Annotated in this window: 15 protein-coding genes; 12 read left to right on the top strand and 3 right to left on the bottom strand. The window is 67.6% G+C overall.

Going from position 1 to position 19,767, the window contains the following annotated elements; genetic code table 11:
• Positions 1-52: 52 nt before the first annotated feature.
• From ACW62_RS12920 to ACW62_RS12895, 6 genes are read left to right on the top strand one after another with little or no spacing between them, the layout of a single operon-like run.
• Positions 53-766, top strand: coding sequence for an SDR family NAD(P)-dependent oxidoreductase (locus tag ACW62_RS12920; protein ID WP_205629311.1), 714 nt, complete (start codon positions 53-55; stop codon positions 764-766).
• Positions 763-2,016, top strand: coding sequence for an aminotransferase class V-fold PLP-dependent enzyme (locus tag ACW62_RS12915; RefSeq protein WP_053204509.1), 1,254 nt, complete (start codon positions 763-765; stop codon positions 2,014-2,016). The genes ACW62_RS12920 and ACW62_RS12915 overlap by 4 nt, the downstream gene beginning before the upstream one ends.
• Positions 2,006-4,123: a hydantoinase/oxoprolinase family protein gene (locus ACW62_RS12910; protein WP_205629310.1), complete on the top strand. Its 2,118-nt coding sequence runs from the start codon at positions 2,006-2,008 to the stop codon at positions 4,121-4,123. Before ACW62_RS12915 ends, ACW62_RS12910 begins: the two co-directional genes overlap by 11 nt.
• Position 4,124: 1 nt before the next feature.
• The gene (locus ACW62_RS12905; protein ID WP_053204508.1) at positions 4,125-5,906 is read left to right on the top strand and encodes a hydantoinase B/oxoprolinase family protein; all 1,782 of its coding nucleotides are present in this window, start codon (positions 4,125-4,127) and stop codon (positions 5,904-5,906) included.
• The gene (locus ACW62_RS12900) at positions 5,903-7,273 is read left to right on the top strand and encodes a transaminase (RefSeq protein ID WP_083459706.1); all 1,371 of its coding nucleotides are present in this window, start codon (positions 5,903-5,905) and stop codon (positions 7,271-7,273) included. The genes ACW62_RS12905 and ACW62_RS12900 overlap by 4 nt, the downstream gene beginning before the upstream one ends.
• A 5-nt stretch (positions 7,274-7,278) precedes the next feature.
• Complete coding sequence (locus tag ACW62_RS12895) at positions 7,279-8,775, top strand: CoA-acylating methylmalonate-semialdehyde dehydrogenase (RefSeq protein WP_053204507.1); 1,497 nt, start codon at positions 7,279-7,281, stop codon at positions 8,773-8,775.
• On the opposite strand, the gene ACW62_RS12890 is transcribed toward ACW62_RS12895, so the two are convergent.
• A complete protein-coding gene (locus ACW62_RS12890) occupies positions 8,768-9,208 on the bottom strand; it encodes a VOC family protein (RefSeq protein WP_053204506.1) in 441 nt (146 codons plus the stop codon). The two genes, ACW62_RS12895 and ACW62_RS12890, sit on opposite strands and share 8 nt — an antisense overlap.
• A 164-nt stretch (positions 9,209-9,372) precedes the next feature.
• Here ACW62_RS12890 and ACW62_RS12885 point away from each other — a divergent pair, with 164 nt between their 5' ends.
• The 4 genes from ACW62_RS12885 to ACW62_RS12875 all read left to right on the top strand — a co-directional run bounded on the left by ACW62_RS12885 (position 9,373) and on the right by ACW62_RS12875 (position 12,921).
• Positions 9,373-9,660: a hypothetical protein gene (locus ACW62_RS12885; RefSeq protein ID WP_053204505.1), complete on the top strand. Its 288-nt coding sequence runs from the start codon at positions 9,373-9,375 to the stop codon at positions 9,658-9,660.
• Positions 9,661-9,905: 245 nt separating this feature from the next.
• The gene (locus tag ACW62_RS12880) at positions 9,906-10,628 is read left to right on the top strand and encodes a hypothetical protein (RefSeq protein ID WP_157574717.1); all 723 of its coding nucleotides are present in this window, start codon (positions 9,906-9,908) and stop codon (positions 10,626-10,628) included.
• A 172-nt stretch (positions 10,629-10,800) separates the two neighbouring features.
• A complete protein-coding gene (locus ACW62_RS34000; RefSeq protein WP_157574716.1) occupies positions 10,801-10,989 on the top strand; it encodes a hypothetical protein in 189 nt (62 codons plus the stop codon).
• 741 nt (positions 10,990-11,730) lie between these two features.
• On the top strand, positions 11,731-12,921 hold the full coding sequence (locus tag ACW62_RS12875; RefSeq protein ID WP_205629309.1) for a DUF4435 domain-containing protein: 1,191 nt from the start codon (positions 11,731-11,733) through the stop codon (positions 12,919-12,921).
• 259 nt (positions 12,922-13,180) lie between these two features.
• Here ACW62_RS12875 and ACW62_RS12870 read toward each other — a convergent pair whose 3' ends face one another.
• Positions 13,181-14,092, bottom strand: coding sequence for a tyrosine-type recombinase/integrase (locus tag ACW62_RS12870; RefSeq protein WP_053204502.1), 912 nt, complete (start codon positions 14,090-14,092; stop codon positions 13,181-13,183).
• 225 nt (positions 14,093-14,317) lie between these two features.
• Here ACW62_RS12870 and ACW62_RS12865 point away from each other — a divergent pair, with 225 nt between their 5' ends.
• Both ACW62_RS12865 and ACW62_RS12860 read left to right on the top strand, forming a co-directional pair.
• The gene (locus ACW62_RS12865) at positions 14,318-15,592 is read left to right on the top strand and encodes a hypothetical protein (protein WP_053204501.1); all 1,275 of its coding nucleotides are present in this window, start codon (positions 14,318-14,320) and stop codon (positions 15,590-15,592) included.
• The gene (locus ACW62_RS12860) at positions 15,592-17,037 is read left to right on the top strand and encodes an SNIPE associated domain-containing protein (RefSeq protein WP_053204620.1); all 1,446 of its coding nucleotides are present in this window, start codon (positions 15,592-15,594) and stop codon (positions 17,035-17,037) included. Before ACW62_RS12865 ends, ACW62_RS12860 begins: the two co-directional genes overlap by 1 nt.
• A gap of 288 nt (positions 17,038-17,325) precedes the next feature.
• Here ACW62_RS12860 and ACW62_RS33995 read toward each other — a convergent pair whose 3' ends face one another.
• On the bottom strand, positions 17,326-19,749 hold the full coding sequence (locus ACW62_RS33995; RefSeq protein ID WP_157574715.1) for a hypothetical protein: 2,424 nt from the start codon (positions 19,747-19,749) through the stop codon (positions 17,326-17,328).
• Positions 19,750-19,767 lie beyond the last annotated feature (18 nt).

Here is a 19,767-nt window from a genome sequence, read left to right as displayed (position 1 = left end):
GGAGCTCATGACGTCCGAAAACCCCTTCGGGTTGACCGGGAGAGTCTCCGTCGTGACCGGCGCCAGCTCGGGCATCGGCGCCGAGATCGCCCGCGCCCTCGGAGCGGCCGGCAGCGCCGTCGTGCTGGTCGGCCGGTCTCCGGACCGGCTGGCCGCGGCGGCCGAGGCGGTGGCCGCCACCGGCGCGCAGACCGCCACCGTCGCCGTCGACCTCTGCCAGGACGACGCGCCGGACGCGGTCGTGGCGCAGGCGCTGGCCGCCTTCGGCCGGATCGACGTCCTCGTCCACTCCGCCGGGATCTACGCCCAGGCGTCGCTGGCCGAGACCGGCGACGACATCCTCGACGACCACTGGTCCACGAACGTGCGCGCGCCGTACCGGCTCACCCGGTCCGTGAGCCCGCACCTCGGGCCGGGCGGGTCGATCGTCTTCGTCTCGTCGATGTCCGGGCACGTCGGCTCGCCGAACGACTCGGCCTACTGCCTGTCCAAGGGCGCCATCGAGCTGCTGGTCAAGGCGCTGGCGACGGAGCTGGCGCCGGCCGGGGTGCGGGTCAACGCGGTGGCGCCGGGCAACGTCCACACGCCGATGAACAGCGAGCTCATCACGCCGGCGGTGGAGAAGGAGATCCTCGCGATGACGCCGGCCGGGCGCATCGGCGAGGTCGGCGACATCAGCCCGGCCGTGGTGTACCTGGCGTCGGCGGCGTCCGGCTACGTGACCGGCGTCAGCCTGCTCGTCGACGGCGGGGTGGTGGCGCAGTGACCGCGTTCCCGGGCGGCCTCACCGCCGCCGACCTCGACGCCCGGCTGGCCCGGCTGGAGCGGGTGTCCCGGTTCCCGGAGATGCCCCGCAACCTGTTCGACGAGGGCCCGCATCTCGTCTCCGCCCCCGAACTGCCGTGGGGCGACGAGATCAGAGAGCTCTCGGTGGGCGCCTACGCCCGGTTCCTGCATGGCGAGACCTGGATCACCGGCGGCGGCGCCCGCGAGATGGAGGCCGACATCGTCGGCTGGATGGGCGGGCTGCTCGGCGCGCCCGACGCCGCCGGCTTCATCAGCTCCGGCGGCTCCGAGTCCAACATGTGCGCGATCCTGACCGCGAAGCAGCTGTCCGGGCGCCGCGGCGGCAGCGTCGTCTTCCCGGACAACGGGCACTACTCGCTGTACAAGCTGTGCCGGATGTTCGACCTGGACGCGATCGCCGTCCCGGCGCCGGCCGGCGGGCTGCACCACGTCGACCCCGAGGCGATCGAGGCGGCCATCCGCCCGGACACCATCGCCCTGATCGCGACCGCCGGCACCTGGGCGTACGGCAGCATCGACCCGATCGAGGCGATCGGCGAGATCGCCCAGCGGCGCGGCCTCTACTTCCACGTCGACGCGGCCTTCGGCGGCTACATCCTGCCGTTCCTGGAGCGGTCCGGGTACGACCCCGCCATCGAGCCGTGGGACTTCCGCGTCCCCGGCGTCTGCTCGATCAGCGCCGACCTGCACAAGAACGGCATGGCGCCGCCGCCGGCCGGGTCGCTGTTCTTCCGCGACGCGGAGCTGCTGGCCGCGGCGAAGGAGATCTGCCCGCCGAACGGGACGATGTCCGGGACCCGCGGCACCGGCCCGATCGCCGGCGCCTGGACGATGGCCACGCTGCTCGGCGAGGCCGGCTACACGGCGGTGTCGCTGAAGTCGATGGCGCTGCGCGACGAGCTGATCGCGGGCGTGCTGGAGATCCCCGGCCTCGCCGTCTACCCGGGCTCGCGGATCAACATCTGCCTGATCCACTCGCCGACGCTGGACCTGCGGCCGGTGGTCGAGGAGATCCGCGGCCGTGGCTGGATGTTCGCCGCCCGCCAGGTCCCGGCGCCCGTCGGCATCGTCGTGGTGCCGATGCCGCACAACGAGGGCCAGACCCCGCTGTTCCTCGCCGACCTGCGCGCGGCGATGGAGCTGGCGGTGCCGCTGACCCCGGAGGTCTCGGCGGCGGAGCAGGAGAAGGTGTCCAGCTATGGCTTCTGAGCGGGAGCTGCGGGTGTCGGTCGACATCGGCGGGACGTTCACCGATCTCGTCGTCGAGGAGGCCGACCGGCTGCGGCTGTACAAGTCGCCGACGGTCCCGGACGACCCGGTGCGGGGCATCCTCGACGTGCTGTCCGTTGCGGCCGCCGCCGACGGGCAGTCGCTGACCGAGTTCGTCGCCCGGGTGGGCACGTTCGTCCACGCCACGACGCGCGGACTGAACGCGGTGCTGACCGGCAACGCCGCCCGCACCGCCTTCCTCACCACCCGTGGCCACCCGGACGTGCTGCTGCTGCGCGAGGGCGGCCGCCGGGACCCGTTCGACTTCACTGTCCCCTTCCCCGAGCCGTACGTGCCGCGGTCACTGACCTTCGAGGTGCCCGGGCGCATCCTGTCCACCGGCGAGGTCCTGGAGCCGGTCGACCTCGACGCGGTGCGGGCGCTGTGCGCGCGGCTGGCCGCTCTGGAGGTCGAGGCGGTGGCCGTGTGCCTGCTCTGGTCGACGGTGAACGCCGCACACGAGCTGGCCGTCGGCGCCGTCCTCGACGAGGCGCTGCCCGGCGTGCCGTACTCGCTGTCGCACACGCTGAACCCGTCGCTGCGGGAGTACCGGCGGGCCTCGTCGACGGCCATCGACGCGTCGCTCAAGCCGCTGATGGCCACCTACATCGGCGCGCTGACCACGAAGCTGCGCGAGGCCGGGCTGACCGGGCGGATCCTCATGGTGACGTCGATGGGCGGGGTGGTCGACGTGGCCGATGCCGCGGCCGCGCCGATCCTCACCCTCAACTCCGGCCCGTCGATGGCGCCGGTCGCGGGCCGCGCCTACGCGCGGTCCGACCTCGGCGCCGACGACGTGATCGTCGCCGACGCCGGCGGCACCACGTACGACGTCACGCTGGTGCGCCGCGGCGAGATCCCGTCCACCCGGTCGGCCTGGGTCGGCGACGAGGGCACCGGGCACCTCACCGGGCTGCCGTCGATCGACGTGAAGAGCGTCGGCGCCGGCGGCGGCAGTATTGCCTGGGTCGACCCGGGCGGGCTGCTGCACATCGGGCCGCAGAGCGCCGGGTCGGTGCCCGGCCCGGCCAGCTACGGCCGCGGCGGCCGGCGCGCGACCGTCACCGACGCCGCGCTGGTGCTGGGCTACCTCGACCCGGACGTGTTCTCCGGCGGCGCGCTGCGGCTGGACACCGATGCTGCGCTGGCCGCGGTGACCGCCGACGTCGCGGTGCCGCTCGGGCTGGACCCGGTAGCCGCCGCGCACGCTGTCCTCGACCTCACCACCGAGCAGATGGTGCGGGCGATCGAGGAGATCACGCTGCAGCAGGGCATCGACCCGGCCGGTGCGGTGCTCGTCGGCGGTGGCGGCGCGGCCGGGCTCAACGCCGTCGCCGTGGCCAAGCGCCTGGGCTGCGCGCAGCTGGTGGTGCCCGCCGTCGGGGCGGCGCTGGCGGCGGCCGGCGCGCTGATGTCCGACCTCACCGCCGTGTACAACGTCACCCTGCCGACGCTGACCACCTCGTTCGACCCGGACCGCGTCAACGCCGCCCTGGCCGGGCTGCAGCGGCAGTGCCGGGAGTTCGTCGCGCACGTCGGGCCGGGCGCGTCGGAGCCGTCCGTCACGCTGTTCGCCGAGGCCCGCTACCCGCAGCAGATCTGGGAGCTGGAGGTGCCGCTGCGGGTCCGGTCGTTCTTGTCCGATCAGGACGTGCACGACTTCGCCGCCGACTTCCACGCCACGCACGAGGAGATCCTCGGCGTGACCGATCCCGGTTCGCCGGTCGAGGCGGTCAGCTGGGGAGCGCGGGTCACCGTGCCGCTGCGGCGCGACACCGCGCTCCGGGCCCGGCTCGGTGACTCGGCGGTGCCGGCGACCCGCCGGGCCTACGTCCCCGGCCGCGGCCTCGTCGAGCTCCCCGTCCGCGCCCTCTCGTCGGTGACCGCCGGCGAGCCGATCCAGGGGCCGGTGCTGATCGAGTCGCCGTTCACGACCGTCGTCGTCCCGGACCCCAGCGTCTGCGAGCTCGCACCGTCGGGCTCGCTCGTCATCCGGCCGGTGCGCGAGCCCGGCCGGCTGCAGCCGACCCTGATCGAGGTGGCCTGACATGACCATGACCGCGATCCGCGACGGAGCCCGGCTGGCGGTGCTGAGTCACCGCTTCGAGGCCATCGTGCGCCGGATGTCCAACACCCTGGCCCGCTCCGGCCGCTCCGGCGTGCTCAACACCGCCCGCGACTTCTCCTGCTGCATCCTCGCCGCCGACGGCAGCGTGCTGATGACCGGGCAGAGCCCGCCGATCCACGTGATGGGCGGCCCGGACCTGCAGGCCAGGTCGATGCTCGAGTTCTACCCGCAGGTGCGGGCCGGCGACGCGTTCCTGCACAACTCGCCGTACCACGGGAACACCCACGCCGCCGACCACTCCGTGCTGATCCCCGTCGTCGACCACGACGGCCGGCACCGGTTCACCGTGCTGGCCAAGGCGCACCAGGCCGACTGCGGCAACTCGGTGCCGACCACCTACCTCGCCAGCGCCCGCGACGTGTACGAGGAGGGCGCGCTGATCTTCCCGGTGGTCCGGGCCCAGCGCGACTACGCGGACTGCGAGGACATCCTGCGCATGTGCGAGATGCGCATCCGCGTCCCGGATCAGTGGCGCGGCGACTACCTGGCCATCCTCGGCAGCGCCCGGATCGGCGAGCGGGCGCTACTGCGGCTGGCCGACGAGGTCGGCTGGGACACGCTGGACGAGTTCGCCGCCGGCTGGCTGGACTACGGCGAGCTGCGCATGGAGGCCGCGATCCGGCAGCTGCCGGCCGGGACCGCGACCACCACGACCGTGCACGACCCGTTCCCCGGCGTGCCTGACGGCATCCCGGTGTCGGTGTCGGTGGCGGTGCGGCCGGACGAGGGCACGATCGAGGTCGACCTGCGCGACAACCCCGACTGCGTGCCGTCCGGGCTCAACCTCAGCGAGGCGACGTCGCGGACGGCCGCGCTGATCGGCATCTTCAACAGCATCGACCACACCGTGCCGCACAACCAGGGCAGCTTCCGGCGGGTCCGGGTGCTGCTGCGGGAGAACTGCGTCGTCGGGATCCCGCGGCACCCGGCCAGCTGCTCGGTTGCGACGACGAACCTCTCCAACCGGGTCGGCAACGCCGTCCAGCGGGCCATGGCCGAGATCGGCGACGGGCTCGGCATGGCCGAAGTGGGCAGCGGGATGTCGCCGTCGGAGGCGGTCGTGTCCGGGATCGACCGGCGCGACCAGCACGGGCCGTTCGTCAACCAGATCTTCACCGGCCCCAACGGCGGCGCCGGTGCCCCGGCCGCCGACGGCTGGCTGACCATGAGCGACCTCGGCAGCGGCGGGACGTTGCTGCTGGACAGCGTCGAGATCGACGAGCTGAAGCAGCCGATCGTCATCCATCGCCGGCACATCGACCCCGACACCGAGGGCGCCGGGCGGTTCCGCGGCGCGCCGTCGCTGCACGTCGAGTACGGGCCGGTCGGGACCCACCTGGAGGCCGTCTACGCCAACGACGGCTCGATCAACCCGATGATGGGCGCCGGCGGCGGGCAGCCCGGCGCGCCGTCGGCCCAGTTCAAGCGGGACCGCGACGGCGAGCTCGTGGCGCTGGACATCTGCGGGCCGGTGACCATCCAGGAGGGGGAGCGGCTCGTCGCCCGGACCAGCGGCGGGGGCGGCTACGGCGATCCGGTATCCCGCGATCCGCACCGTGTCGCCCGCGACGTCCGCGAGGGCTGGATCAGCCGGGACCGCGCCCTGGCCGTCTACCGGGTCGAGGTCGACGACGCCGGCGACGTGGACCCGGAACGCACCGCCCGGCTGCGGGCCGGCGTCACGATCGGAGCGCAGTCATGACCGACACCCTTCGGACCGTCGACCGCGTCCGGCTGGACCGGTTGCTGGCCGCCGAGCGCGCGAGCTTCGCCGAGCGCAACCCGCGGTCGCGGCAGGCGCACGGCCGCGGCCGGCACCTGCTCACCGGGGTGCCGATGACCTGGATGGCCAAGACGGCGGCCGGGTTCCCGCTCTACCTCGACCGCGCGCGCGGCGCCCGGCTCTGGGACGTCGACGGCCACGAGTTGGTGGACTTCTGCCTGGGCGACACCGGCGCGATGGCGGGACACTCGCCGCCGGCGACGGTCGCGGCGGTGGCCGCGCGGTTCGGCGAGCAGGGCGGCGCGACCACGATGATGCCGACCGAGGACGCCGCCGCCGTCGCCGACGAGCTGACCCGCCGGTTCGGCCTGACGCAATGGAGCTTCGCGCTCACCGCGACCGACGCGAACCGCTGGGCGCTGCGGCTGGCCCGCGCCGTCACCGGGCGGCCTCGGGTGCTCGTGATGAGCTTCAGCTACCACGGCAGCGTCGACGAGTCGTTCATCGTCACCGGCGCGGACGGGCCGCAGCCGCGGCCGGGCAACGTCGGCGCCCCCTTCGATGTCACGCTCACCAGCCGCGTGGTCGAGTTCAACGACGTGCCCGCGCTGGAGCGCGAGCTGGCCGCCGGCGACGTCGCGGCCGTCCTGATGGAGCCGGCGATGACCAACATGGGCATCGTGCTGCCGGAGCCGGGGTACCTCGCCGCCGTCCGGGAGCTGACCCGGGCGTCCGGCACGCTGCTGATCAACGACGAGACGCACACCGTCTCGGCCGGGCCGGGCGGCTGCACCCGGGCGTGGCAGCTGGAGCCGGACATCCTCACCATCGGCAAGGCCATCGCCGGCGGCGTCCCGATCGGCGCGTTCGGCCTGTCCGCCGCGTTCGCGGAGAACCTGCTGGCCCGCGACGACCTCGACCTCGTCGACACCGGCGGCGTCGGCGGGACGCTGGCCGGCAACGCGCTGTCGCTCGCGGCGGCCCGGGCGACGCTGGAATCGGCGCTGACCGAGGAGGCGTACGGGCGGATGATCGCGCTGTCGGCGCGCTACACCGCGGGGGTGCAGGGGTTGATCGACGAGTTCGCGCTGCCGTGGGTGGTGACCCAGCTGGGCGCCCGGTCGGAGTACCGGTTCATGTCGCCGGGGCCGCGCAACGGCACCGAGTCGTACGGGTCGACCGACGTGGAGCTGGAGGACTATCTGCACCTCTACCTGCTCAACCGCGGCATCATGCTGACGCCGTTCCACAACATGGCGCTGATGTGCCCGGCGACCACCGACGACGACGTCGACCTGCATCTGCGGGTCCTGACCGACGCGGTCCGCGCCCTGGTCGGAGGCTGATCGCGGTGACGTACGACCACTGGATCGGCGGGACGTCCGTGCCCGGGTCCGGCACCCGGCTGGGGGACGTGTTCGATCCTGCTCTCGGGGCGGTCCGGCGACTGGTGCGGCTGGGGACGGCCGCTGACGTCGACGCCGCGGTCCGGGTGGCCCGCGCGGCGGCGGGCTCGTGGGCGCAGACGTCGGTGACGGCCCGCTCCCGGATCATGTTCGCGTTCCGGGAGCTGCTGGTCCGGCACGAGGACGAGCTCGCCGTCGTCATCTCCTCCGAACACGGCAAGACCCTCGACGACGCGCGCGGGGAGGTCGTGCGCGGCCGCGAGGTGGTGGAGTTCGCCTGCGGGATCCCGCAGCTGCTCAAGGGCGCGTTCAGCGACCAGGTCTCCCGCGGCGTCGATTCCCATTCGTTCCGCCAGCCGCTCGGCGTCGTCGCCGGCATCACCCCGTTCAACTTCCCGGTGATGGTGCCGCTGTGGATGCATCCGCTCGCGATCGCCTGCGGCAACGCCTTCGTGCTCAAGCCGTCCGAGCGCGTGCCCGGCGCGTCCGACCTGGTCGCGCGCCTCTACCAGCGGGCCGGCCTGCCCGACGGCGTCTTCAACGTGGTGCACGGCGACAAGGTGGCGGTGGACGCTCTCCTGTCGCATCCGGGTGTCGACGCGGTGTCGTTCGTGGGCTCGACCCCGATCGCCCGCTACGTCCATGCCGCCGCGTCGCGGGCCGGGAAGCGGGTGCAGGCACTCGGCGGCGCGAAGAACCACGCCGTCGTCATGCCCGACGCGGACCTCGAGTTCGCCGCCGACCACATCGTCGCCGCCGGGTACGGGTCCGCCGGCCAGCGGTGCATGGCGATCTCGGCGGTCGTGGCGGTCGGCTCTGTCGCCGATGACCTCGTCGAGCGGATCCGGGAGCGGACGCTGCGCATCGCCGTCGGCCCCGGTGGTGCGGACGGCGTCGAGATGGGGCCGGTCGTCACGGCCGCCGCCCGCGACCGCATCGCCGGCGCCGTCGAGCGGGGCGCCAAGGACGGCGCCACCGTCGTCGTCGATGGACGCGACCTCGTCGTCGCCGGCCACGAGGACGGCTTCTTCATCGGCCCGACTCTCCTCGACCACGTCTCGCCCTCGATGGACGCCTATCGGGACGAGATCTTCGGCCCGGTCCTCACCGTCCTCCGGGTCCCGACGCTCGACGCGGCGATCGAGCTGATCAACGCCAACCCGTACGGCAACGGCACCGCCGTCTTCACCTCGTCCGGCCACGTGGCGCGCGAGTTCGAGCGTCGCGTGGAGGTCGGCATGATCGGCGTGAACGTGCCCGTCCCGGTCCCGATGGCCTTCCATTCCTTCGGCGGCTGGAAGCAGTCCCTCTTCGGCGACCATCACATCCACGGCCCCGAGGGGGTGGCGTTCTACACGCGCGCGAAGGTGGTGACGACGCGCTGGCCCCAGGTCCGTCGGGAAGTGGAGCGGGCGCCGCTCGCCTTCCCGACGGTCAGCTGAGCTGCTCGAACAGGGACACGACGATGCCCTCGGGTCCGCGGACGTAGGCCATACGGACGGTGCCCTCGTACTCACCGATGCCAGCCACCAGCCCATACCCGTCCGCCGCCACAGCGTCGACGGCCGCCTGGAGGTCGCCGACCTCGAACGACACGTTGCGCAGCCCCAGCTCGTTGGCCATCGCCGCGGGCGATCCAGGCACGTGGTCGGGCGTGACGAAGCTCGACAGCTCCAGCCGGGTTCCGCCGGCGGGCAGCCGCAGCATCGCGATCTCACAGCGCGCGCCCGGGATGCCGCAGACGGTCTCCACGAACTCGCCCTGCACGGATCCGGTGCCCTCGACCTCGAACCCCAGCCCGACGAAGAACTTCGTCACCGACGTCATGTCCGCGACGGTGATGCCGACGTGGTCGAAACGTTGTATGTGTGTCATCGCTGCCATCCTTCAGTTCGGTGGTTGTGACCCAGGGACGGAGCCGCCTCCAGATTCTCGACATCACCCTCCCGTAGGTTTCTCGCTCGCTCGACCCGCCCTCGGAGGTTGGCTGGGCGTCCGACCTGACCCCGGCCGACGGTGCGCCGAGGGACCGGGCTGGCGTGTCGGCCTGCGTGTGGGACAGCCTGGACCGGTCGATCAGTGTCGCGGTCGACTTCGCCTACAGCCTGGGCGCGATCGACGAGTACAGCCAAGACGCCGAGGACATCAACGAGCACCCGGTCCAGGTCGGCTACGACTCCAAGATGACCTGCCTGTACTCGTTCACCGTCGACGACCAGACGAAGGTCGACGTCATGGTGGAAGACACCGACACCGCGGCGACTCCCGGTGAGCCGTGCGACGCCGGGCGCCCCGCGCTCGACGACGTCATGGAGAAGATCGGCTGACGCGTGCACGGCGCTTGATACTCGCGTCACCCAACGCTCGACACCGTTGGGCGCGTCAATCTTCGGATCGCAGCGTGATGCCCGCGATCTCGCTCTTCGCGGCCGAGATCCTGGCCCTCAACACCTCGTCTATCGCGGCGATAAGACGCGGATATGAGTGCGCGATGCGTGGCAGATGAGTACGTCGGGCTGCAAGACGAGCAGCTGCCGACGCGACGCGACGCCCTGGCATGCATCATGTTGTCGTGGCCGTGATCAGCGAGAGCGTATGTCCCATTTGCTCCAGTGCCGAGTTGGCCATGATGGTTCGGATCGACTCCCTGCGGGTGTTCGCAGAGTGCGAGAACTGCCACAGCGGCTTCTGGTCACCGTCGCTTGACGACTTGTTCACAACGGTTGATCTGTACTGGGAACGCCGGGCGGCGTCCCTGGACGAGGCGTGCGGGGCGCAGTGGCCTCACCTCGTCGTTCAGGGACAGATGCCGGCCGATGACGAACCACCAGCGCCCGAGGACGTTGCAGCGTTCTACGCGTTGGAGCGTGTGCCGCTCAAGCGCATCCCGCGGTGGGCAGCGGAGTGGCTCGTGCAAGGTTACGACGGTGACGGGCTGCGCGAGTTGGCGGGTGAGCACGGCGACGATCCATACAGGATCAAGGACCTGCTACCGCTTGCGCTGGACGAGATGGGTGTACCGATACCGGCGAATCCCGTTGCCGCCGTCAATCGGACGTTTAACTACCTTGCCCGTCGCTGCCTCGCCGGTGCGTTGAACGAGCGCAAGGTTGCTGCCCTGGTTGACCACCTCGTGGCCGCTGGCGGTTTCGCGACCGCGTTGTACGAACTGCCACTGGGCCGCACATACGGCCTGATCGACGAGTGGGCCGGCGGGTGGGGACGCACCGAAGAAGCGCTCCGCCACGACGTACGGCACGCATGCGAAGAACAGGTCACAGCCGCTGAGCGGTAATGCAAAGGTGCCGCCAGCCGGCGCTCGCCTCTCAACCATGTCCATCGCGGCAGATGAGCGCCTCATGAAGCCCGCTAGGTAAGGCGACTGGAGGTCCGCTGTCAACACGACCGCGGGTCTCGTGTAGCCGCACAGCTTCGTCTGCGAGTTGACCCGTTGCACCATGGGACCCATGCGTATCGAGGGAGAGCCAGGCCAGCGACTACCTGCCGTCTACTTGTGGTTGACCCGCCATGAAGCGGTGGAGTTGCGAGACGCGCTGAACCAGATGTTGACCGAGGGCGGGCCCGACTGGCACGCGCACGTCTCGGCGAAGGACTACCAGACCGAGATCACCATCGCCCTCGATCTGGCAGGCTGACACAGCCAACTGGTTCGTCAACCCGCCCGCAGGCCGACGAAAGCGTGGAGCGCATCGTAGCTTCCAAGCGAGTCGCCCGGCCGGGCGAGACACCGGGTGTCCGTGTGGTCATCGTTGAGCTGTGAAGAAGTTGTCGAAGGTGACTGACTGCGGTCAAGGCGATACCTGCGCCGGTCCCGTGCGAACGCCGACGGCCGACATGCGGCGGAGTGACGCGGTTCCGCTCGGGGCACTAATGTCCAACGGGCAATCACGATGCCGGGAACAGACATCGCCGCGAACGAGTCAGGACGTGCAGTGACCGAAACGCCGCGGGACGCTACAGAGTCCATACTCCAGTGGAGTGTGCCCAACCTGCTCGGAGACGGATCGGTAGAACTGCCGGCGTACCCCGGACGGGCAGTTGTAGTTGTCGGACCGAACGGATCTGGCAAGTCGGCGCTCAGCCATTGGCTAAGCATCAACCGTGGTGGCTCACAAGCTCCGGTCACGCGGGTACTTGCGCATCGCCGGGTTTGGATGCAATCAGCCGGCACGGAGATGACCGCTAGCCAGCGTGCGCAGATGTTGCCAGCCTTTGCGTCGTGGGACTCCGATCCTAGGTCCAGAGTCCAGGTCAACGGCGACTCTGAGCGCTCGTCAAAGATCCTTTACGACCTTCTCGGAAGGGTCAACGGGCGGAACGCTCGGATTGCTGAACTCGTCGACGCTGGCCAAGAGACATCGTCGGTCGAAGAGTCGATGCTGACTACAGTCGCGCGGGTCTTCGCTTCAGCCAATCTGGACATTGGTTTTCGAGTGACCCACCTGGGCGAGTTCGAGGCTGTTCGTGAGACAGGGGTCGCCTATCCGATCTCGGAGATGTCGGATGGCGAGAAAGGAGCCTTCCTCCTTGCGGCGGAGGTGTTGTTGTCTCCTCCTGATAGTGTCCAGATCGTAGATGAGCCGGAGCGCCATCTACATCGTGCGATCTCGTCCGACTTCGTCGCCTCCCTGATGCGTGAGCGAGACGATTGCGCGTTCGTATTGCTGACGCACGATCTAGACCTCATCGGCAAACTGGAGCCCTCCGGCACAACCGTCTGCTTTGTGAGCGCCGTTTCATGGCACGACGGCAGGGCCACCGGTTGGACTCTAGAGATTGACTCAGAGGCCAGTGAGATTCCCGACTCGGTTCGTCAGGCCATTTTGGGAGGTCGTAGCCAGTTGCTGTTCGTGGAGGGCGAGGCATCCAGCCTTGATTTTCCCATGTATCGACTGATATTTCCTGACTGGACTGTCGTCCCATGCGGCGGCTCCGAAGAGGTCAAGCGAGCAACAACTGGGTTGAACGAGGTCGATGCCTACCACTGGGTCGACGGTCGGGGCATTCTCGATGGAGATGCTCGTTCGCCAGAAGAGATCAGTGCGCTCGCAGCCAAGAAGATCTTGGTCTTGCCTGTCGATGAGGTCGAAAACCTCTACTATCTGTCATGCGTCGTGGACGCCGTGGCGGAGCGTCAGGCGGCAACCTTGGGGGAGGATGCGGCAGCACTGAAGGCGACCGTTTCAGACAAGGCGATCGAAACGCTCAAGGCAAGCACGGTGCAGCACCTAGCCTCGGTGAATGCCGTGAAGATTCTGCGCAGTCAGGTACTGGCCAGCATGCCAACCGGTGAGGACATGATCAGCGGCGGAGTGGATCTTCCGATCAGTCTCGCGTCTCCGTACCCGACTGAGCATCAGAAGCTCGCCGGCCTAGTCGCTTCAAAGGACTACGAGGCAATCGTGCGTGGGTACTCAGTGCGCGATAGCGGCCTTCGTACGGCCGTCGCTCACGCTCTTGGCTTCAAGAATCTGGATCTCTACGAAAAGGCAGTCCGAGTGCTTCTCAGCGACGACGACAATCTGTTGGTGAAAGTGCGCAAGATCCTTGGAGATCTACCGACGTAGCGCGCGAGCCGGGCGAGGTCGCTCCGCATCCGCGGATCGCCCCGATTGCTTGCCAAGCACGCCGGTGAGCAGTGCGACGCGAGTGATTGCGCTGGCTCCTGCCTAGTTCTGGCTTTTTGATCAAGGGTCCCTCTCGCGGCCGTTCGGAGGCTGTCGTGGGCGGTGCGAAGGGTCGCGCCGCCGACCGTCGATCTGACTAAACACAGCCCATACCACGGTTGGCGCGCGTCAACCTGGGCGCATGGGACGCGGTGTTGGGCTAGACGCCGGCGACGTAGGCGGTGAGGAAGTGGACGCCGTGACGGTCGAGGTTGCCGCGGGCTCGGTCGTAATGCTCAGTGGTGCGTGGATCGGCGTGGCGGGCCAGGATCTGGGCGTCGCGCAGCGGGACGCCGGCGTCGAGGGCGTTGGTGATCGCGGCGTGTCGCAGCGAGTGCGGGCTGATATGGCGCGGTATCGCGGCGGTCTTCGCGATGCGCGCGACCATCCGGTAGGCGTCGCGTCTGTCGATCGGCTTGCCGGTCATCGGGCGCAGCACCAAGCGCCCTCCGGTGCGTTCGCCGCGGCAGGCCTCCAACACCCGGAGCACCGGCACGGTGAGCGGCATGGTGGCGGGCTTGTTGCCCTTACCGACCAAGTGCAACACCCGGTGTCCGCGCAGGGTCTCGGCGTAGTCCTCGATGCGCACCGCCGCTGCCTCGGAGGCGCGTAGGGCGTTGATGCCCAGCAGGTAGGCGAGCGCGCCATGGTGAACGCTGATGGTGGGAGCGATCTGGAGGAACCGGATCAGCTCGAGCCGGTCCAGCCCTTGGGTGCGGGACTCGTCGCGGTGGATCTTCGGCAGCCGGGCGTAGACCGCAGGGTCGGCCACGATCAGGCCGTCGATGTGGGCGAACCTGAAGAACCCGCGTACTGCGTGCATGGAGGTGTTGACCGAGGAGGCCACCAGCCCTGAATCACCGAGATGTCGGATGTAGAGCTCGACATGAGCGCGCTCGATGCCTACCAGCGGGTCCAGACCGTTGGTCTCACACCACGCGAACCAGCGGCGCAGCTGGTAGGCGTAGAGGGTGTGGGTGTGCCCCGTGTAGCGGGCCAGGTAGGAGACGGCGGCCCGCCGGGCCGGTGTCATCGTGTCGGGCTGGAACGGGAGAAGCGTCGTAGCGGTCATGGCATGCACCTGGCGAGTGAGACCAAGCCTCGCCACGGATCGCCGCACACGAGGCGAGGCACCTGCCCCGACGCTAAGCCGCACCTGCAGCCATGCCCGAGTCGCGGCGAAATGACGTATCCGAGGATCGTAGGCCGCGATCGGGGGGTTCTCCCTTCCATGTGTCGACCACTCGGTCTACGGTTCTATGCGTTCCGAATCCGGGCGTCAGAGGGGGGCGCGGTCATGGCCAAGCGTGGGTTTTTCGCAGAGTTGAACTACCAGGCGCAGCAGGCGGAGAAGCGGCGCCGGCAGCAGGAGGCCGCCGCGGTGCGGGCTCACAATGCTGCCGTGCGTGAAGTCGAGCGAGCCCAGAGGGCGGCGGAGCGGGCGCGAGCAGCGGCCACTCGCGCATCTGAGGCTCAGCGGAAGGCCGCAGAGAGGGAATCTGCCCGTCTACACGTTGAGGCGCGCACTGCTGAGGTCGACGCGCTGAATAAGGATCTGGCGTCCTCCTACGATGACATCGATACGCTGCTCGCCTGGACCCTCGACTTCGATGACTTTGTCGATCTGGAGTCGCTGAAGGTCACCGTCGAGCATCCGCCGTTCGACCCCGGTTCGCTTGGAACCCCTTTGCCGCCGGTTCCGGAGCTCGTGTACCCGCCGCAGCCGATGTACGAGGAGCCTCCGGCGCCCAAGGGTCTGTCAGGCGTGTTCGGCGGTAAGAAGCGCCACGCGGAGGACGTCGCCAAGGCCAAGGCCGACCACGACGGACAGGTGCGGCACTGGCGCGAGAGCAACACAAAGAAGCATGCCGACCACGTTGCCCTCGTCGCGGCACACGAGAAGAGCAATGCCGGTCGCCTAGCGAAGGTCGCCGAGGCCGAGAAGGCGTACAAGGCCGAATGCGCTGAGCGTGAGACCGAAGCCGCGCAGAAGAACGAGGAACTGACGAAGTTCATCAACGACCTTGCGTTCGATGTGGACTACGCCATTGAGGAGTACGTCGGCATCGTGCTGTCGAACTCGGTGTACCCGGACGTGTTCCCGGTCGAGCATGACCACAGTTTCGACCTCGCCACCCGAGAGCTGATGCTCTCAGCGAGTATTCCGGAGCCGACCTCCCTTCCGACCGTGAAGGAATGCCGGTACGTGAGGGCCAAGGACGAGATCGTCGCGACGCAGCTTCCAGTGAAGGCTCAGAAGGATCGTTATGCGTCTGCGGTGCACCAGGTTGCGCTCCGCAGTCTGCATGAGGTGTTCGAGGCGGACCGGGCAGGGAAGATTCACTCCGTCGCCCTCACGGTCGGCGTGAACCGTGTCGCCCCGGCGACCGGTCAGCCCGAATTCGTGCCGCTGGTAGTGGTCGCTGCTGACCGGGAGACTTTCAACTCCTTCGATCTGAGCAGCGTCGTGCCAGCCGCGACCTTGGAGCACCTGGGCGCGGCAGTCTCGAAGTCGCCATTCGACCTGACCCCAACTGACACCAGTCGCGGCGTGCGGCAGCGGAGCAAATGATGCGGTTCAATCCGCCACCGGGATGGCCCCATCCGCCGGCCGGGTGGGTGCCGCCGCCGGGTTGGAAGCCTGACCCGGCGTGGCCGCCGATGCCGGAGGGCTGGGAGCTGTGGCTCCCCGACCATGACCTTGCTGCATCGACCGAGGTCTCCGCTGAATCCCCGGACTTGGCGCCGCCCTTGAGCGAGGTACCGGTCCAGCATGCAGTCCCCATGCTGCCGTCCGAACCTCCGAATCCTCCCACGCCGCCGGTCGCCGCTTCTTCCGCTCCCGTATCTGCGCCGGTGGACACGTCAGCGCTGCTGCACCGCATCGCAGACCTCGAGGCCGCCCTTGCTGCCATTCAGTCTGGTGGCGACCTGGTCGAGCTGAACGACCAGCGCGTCCTTCAGGACGTCGGCATCTACCGGTACCACCATCCACTTGAGGACGCGGCTGCGTATAAGGGCCGTCTCGCAGACATCAACGCTCGTATCGACGAGATCGTGAAAGTGGGCGAGGCCGTACTCGCGGCTGACCTGTTTACCTTCGACGGGTCGCTCGCGAAGGGCCGCAAGATGGTCGGTGATCTATCCAAGTTGATGCTGCGTGCCTACAACGCCGAGGCGGACAACTGCGTCCGGTCGCTGCGGTCGGGGAACATCTCGACCGCGAAGAAGCGGCTGGAGAACGCGATGAAGGCTATCGAGAAGCTCGGTGTCATCATGGAGATGCGCGTCAATCCGGACTACCACCAGCTCCGAGTCGAGGAACTTGAGCTCACCGCGGACTATCAAATGAAAGTTCAGGAGGAGAAGGAACGGGCGCGCGAAGAGCGCGAGCTGCTGCGTGAGCAGCGCAAGGCCGCGCAGGAGCTCGCCGCCGAACGCGAGCGGTTGGAGAAGGAGAGGGCCCACTATGAGTCTGCACTCGAGCAGCTTCGCGCGAATGGTGACCTCGACGCGGTCGATGACCTTGCTGTCCGGCTGGCCGAGATAGAGCAGGCCATCGAGGCCAACGACTACCGGACCGCGAACATCCGTGCCGGATACATATATGTCATCAGCAACCTCGGTGCCCTGGGTCCGAACATCGTCAAAATTGGGATGACGCGGCGCCTTGAGCCTCGCGACCGCGTCCGCGAGCTCGGCGACGCATCTGTTCCGTTCTTGTACGACACCCACGCGCTGTTCTTCTCCGACGACGCGGTCACCCTCGAGAACGAGCTGCACAGGGCCTTCGCTGACCGGAGGGTGAACTTCGCCAACGAACGTCGCGAGTTCTTCTTCGCAACCCCCGCCGAGGTTCGCGATGTCCTGACACAGAGGGTCGGCGGCTTGCTGGAGTTCAACGAGACGCCAGAGGCATCGGAGTATTACCAGAGCCGGAGCAGGTGGTGGCCCGAGCTTTCGGAGGACCAGCCGGCAACGCCGGGGCCCGATGTGACCAGCGTCCGGGCCTGGTAACGCCTCCATCCGTCACACCGGCCGGAGCCGACTGCAACCATCGGAGACCGACCGGAGGCGCCAGACCAGCGGGCCGCGACCGCTCGACAGAGCTACCCGGTCCGCTTGAGGAGAACGCGTCAAACTGAGGCCGACGCACTTGAGTGCCAGGCCTTCCGCTGTACCTGGCCACACGCGGCGAAATGACGCACTGGCCTGGTGTGACGGCCCGAAGGGATAGGTCGAGTTAGAGCCAATTCTGGGGAACGCCCCCACGCCAGAGGGCCTCGGTTCCGGAGATCCCTTCGTTCACGCCTGAAGTGGAACGGCCCCGTCGGAGTCGCTCGGAGTTCTCCCGGTGACTGACCGCTGCCTCCGCTGGGGAACGCCGGTCCATAGCTCGCGGTAATCCGAGTCGGATCCGGGAAGGAAGCGCAGATACTCACCGAATTGATCGAACTGCGCGATGGTCATCAGGTATTGAGGCTCGTCTAGCCTTGGAAGGTTGACCCACGCGTAGGCCGAAGGTCGACTGATGGCTCGCTCGCTTCCAGTGGCATCGGCGAGTGTATGGAGAGAGCGGCCCCAGCGGTCGGTCTCTACGCGTTGCCGCCTGTAAACGATCCGCACGAGGCCCTGCGATTCAAGATTTCGAATCACGCTCTCGACTGCCTCGAGGGAGCCGACGAGATTCTTTAGATCAACGTTGGAGCGTCGATAGTGCAACAGGCCGTTCCGCACCTCCGTGGCGTTTGATTCTAGGAGTCCTCCCGTCGCGCGTTGCAAGGTCGAATGGATCAATTCTCGACTCGCAGCAGTGAGATCCAGAAAAGGTGAAGTGTGCCTGAAAGGGAATCGCTGAACGGTGGCTTCATTGGCGAAATCAGGCACAGAATTGGCGGGTCGTTCTAGCTCGAGCGCGCGAGCTTCAAGGCCTCCAAGAACGTCGGACAGAACCTCGAATCCCCTGAATAATGGCTGAAGCGTCCACTTCTCGATACTGAGCTTCGCATCGTAAATGTCTCTCCGTACGGCAAGGCCAGCGCCGAGCTCTCTCGTGGTTCGGTCAAGGGCCACATTATTGTCGACATAAAGGTAGGGATCCTGGTCGCGGACATGGTCTGTCGTGAACGCCCAAACGCAGAAGACAAGAGTGTCCGCCAGCAACTTTTCCAGAGCGCGAAAGTAGCTCGTTGAGATCTCGCTGATCTCTTCCTCGCCAACGGATGTGCTCACACTCGCGGACTCTGCAGCCTTTCGCAGGCGATCGCTATGTCGCCAGAAGTCTTCGTGCAATTCGTCCGCGTCAATGACGTCAAAACCTAGTTTCCACAACATCCGCTGCACGAGTTCGAGATCGTTCACGCCGTCTTCGATGTTCAAGGACAGAGAGGCTGCTCCCCGTTTGACGTTCTCCCGTGTGTTTAGCACCAAGCGTTGGAGTGCGATCTCCGGTGGTGTCTTCCGCAGGTACTCGGTCAAGCTTGCGTCCGTCGAAGCGCTTGGGATCGAGCGAAGCTGCCAGTCAAGCTCAGCGGAAGACTCGGATCCGGTGAGAGATGGTCCGTAGATGGAATCGATCAGACGACGGAGCTTCAGGGGTGCGGGAGCCGCGCGCGAGATCGTCCGGACTCCGAAGCGCGACAGTTCCGGTCGGCTGCCGAACGCCGACGAGGTCGCGCGAGTCAACACACTCCTGCGGACCTCATGTGTCGGGATCGTAAGTTGGTTCTGGTCGCTCTTGTCGAAGAGAAGGTGATCCAGAGCGGTCGCGATCTGCTCATCTGACGCCAGTAGGATCATTTGGAGCAACTCAGGGCGGTTTCGCGCTTCGGTGATGAGGGTTGCCTTCCCTCTTAGACTGGTGAGAGCTTCGACCTGGCGGCGTATATTCGCTGCGTCGTGGCCGTCGAGCAGGTACTCAAGGAGTACGCGCAGTTCGGCATCGCCGAGCGCATCGCCGATCAGGTATCCGATCGCTCCGAGACTGTCGGGATCGAACTCCTCGACTGGGTTTCGGAGGGCATCAGAGATGACAACAGCAAACTCTGAGGCTTCCTCACCCTCTGACTCCAGTGCCTTTCTGATGTCCGCACGGGCTTTGATGATCTCGGCCGATGAGTCCGAGCTAAGCATGACTCGGTGAACCGCCCAGCACGAAACATCATGGCAGTGTTGGAGCGGCACAAAATGGGTTGGCCGGATCCGGCGAGATGCCGAATGTAGATACAGACCCCATGGGCCGCCAAGCCAGTTCCCGAAGTGAAACACTCCAGTCGGCTGCCCGTCTAAGAGTCGTTGGGTGTCGACCGAGTTTAGCGATCTACGTTCGTCGGGGAAGAGGTCGGCCGCCCTTCGGTACAAGGCAGGGCCGAACGGCATCGCGAACGTCAATCGACCTGTGCGAATCTCCTTTGTAATCGCCGTAGCTAACAACTGAACGTCCGTCGTTTCGATGTCGACGAGAACGTCCAAGTGGAAAAGCTCCAAAAGGCACGCGAGTCGCGCCTCGCGAACTTCAAAGTCATATTTCTTGCTTTGCTGGAGAAGCCACTGCCCGTAGGGGGACGGGCGGATCGCGTTCCGCAGGTCGTCTGAAGGCTTGTAATCGGCCGTGATGACGGATTGAGCAAGGATGTAGCTCAAGATATGGAGCGACGCGAGCTTCTCGCGCTGTTCGTCTGATAGCATCGCCTCGACCTCAGCGCGGGAGAGCTTCGATCGAACCGTCATCTGTGTCTCCTGGCTTGT

It is taken from the genome of Jiangella muralis (assembly GCF_001270745.1).
Classification (GTDB): Bacteria; Actinomycetota; Actinomycetes; order Jiangellales; family Jiangellaceae; genus Jiangella; species Jiangella muralis.
The sequence above is the reverse complement of the archived record's forward strand: the minus strand, read 5'-3'. Positions and strand labels throughout refer to the sequence as shown.

Bases quoted from the DNA above. Each gene is read 5' to 3' on its own strand.
- ACW62_RS12910 (WP_205629310.1), top strand. From the start codon at position 2,006: ATGGCTTCTGAGCGGGAGCTGCGGGTGTCGGTCGACATCGGCGGGACG.
- ACW62_RS12905 (WP_053204508.1), top strand. From the start codon at position 4,125: ATGACCATGACCGCGATCCGCGACGGAGCCCGGCTGGCGGTGCTGAGT.
- ACW62_RS12900 (WP_083459706.1), top strand. From the start codon at position 5,903: ATGACCGACACCCTTCGGACCGTCGACCGCGTCCGGCTGGACCGGTTG.
- ACW62_RS12890 (WP_053204506.1), bottom strand. From the start codon at position 9,208: ATGACACACATACAACGTTTCGACCACGTCGGCATCACCGTCGCGGAC.
- ACW62_RS34000 (WP_157574716.1), top strand. From the start codon at position 10,801: ATGCGTATCGAGGGAGAGCCAGGCCAGCGACTACCTGCCGTCTACTTG.
- ACW62_RS12875 (WP_205629309.1), top strand. From the start codon at position 11,731: ATGCTGACTACAGTCGCGCGGGTCTTCGCTTCAGCCAATCTGGACATT.
- ACW62_RS12870 (WP_053204502.1), bottom strand. From the start codon at position 14,092: ATGACCGCTACGACGCTTCTCCCGTTCCAGCCCGACACGATGACACCG.
- ACW62_RS12865 (WP_053204501.1), top strand. From the start codon at position 14,318: ATGGCCAAGCGTGGGTTTTTCGCAGAGTTGAACTACCAGGCGCAGCAG.
- ACW62_RS12860 (WP_053204620.1), top strand. From the start codon at position 15,592: ATGCGGTTCAATCCGCCACCGGGATGGCCCCATCCGCCGGCCGGGTGG.
- ACW62_RS33995 (WP_157574715.1), bottom strand. From the start codon at position 19,749: ATGACGGTTCGATCGAAGCTCTCCCGCGCTGAGGTCGAGGCGATGCTA.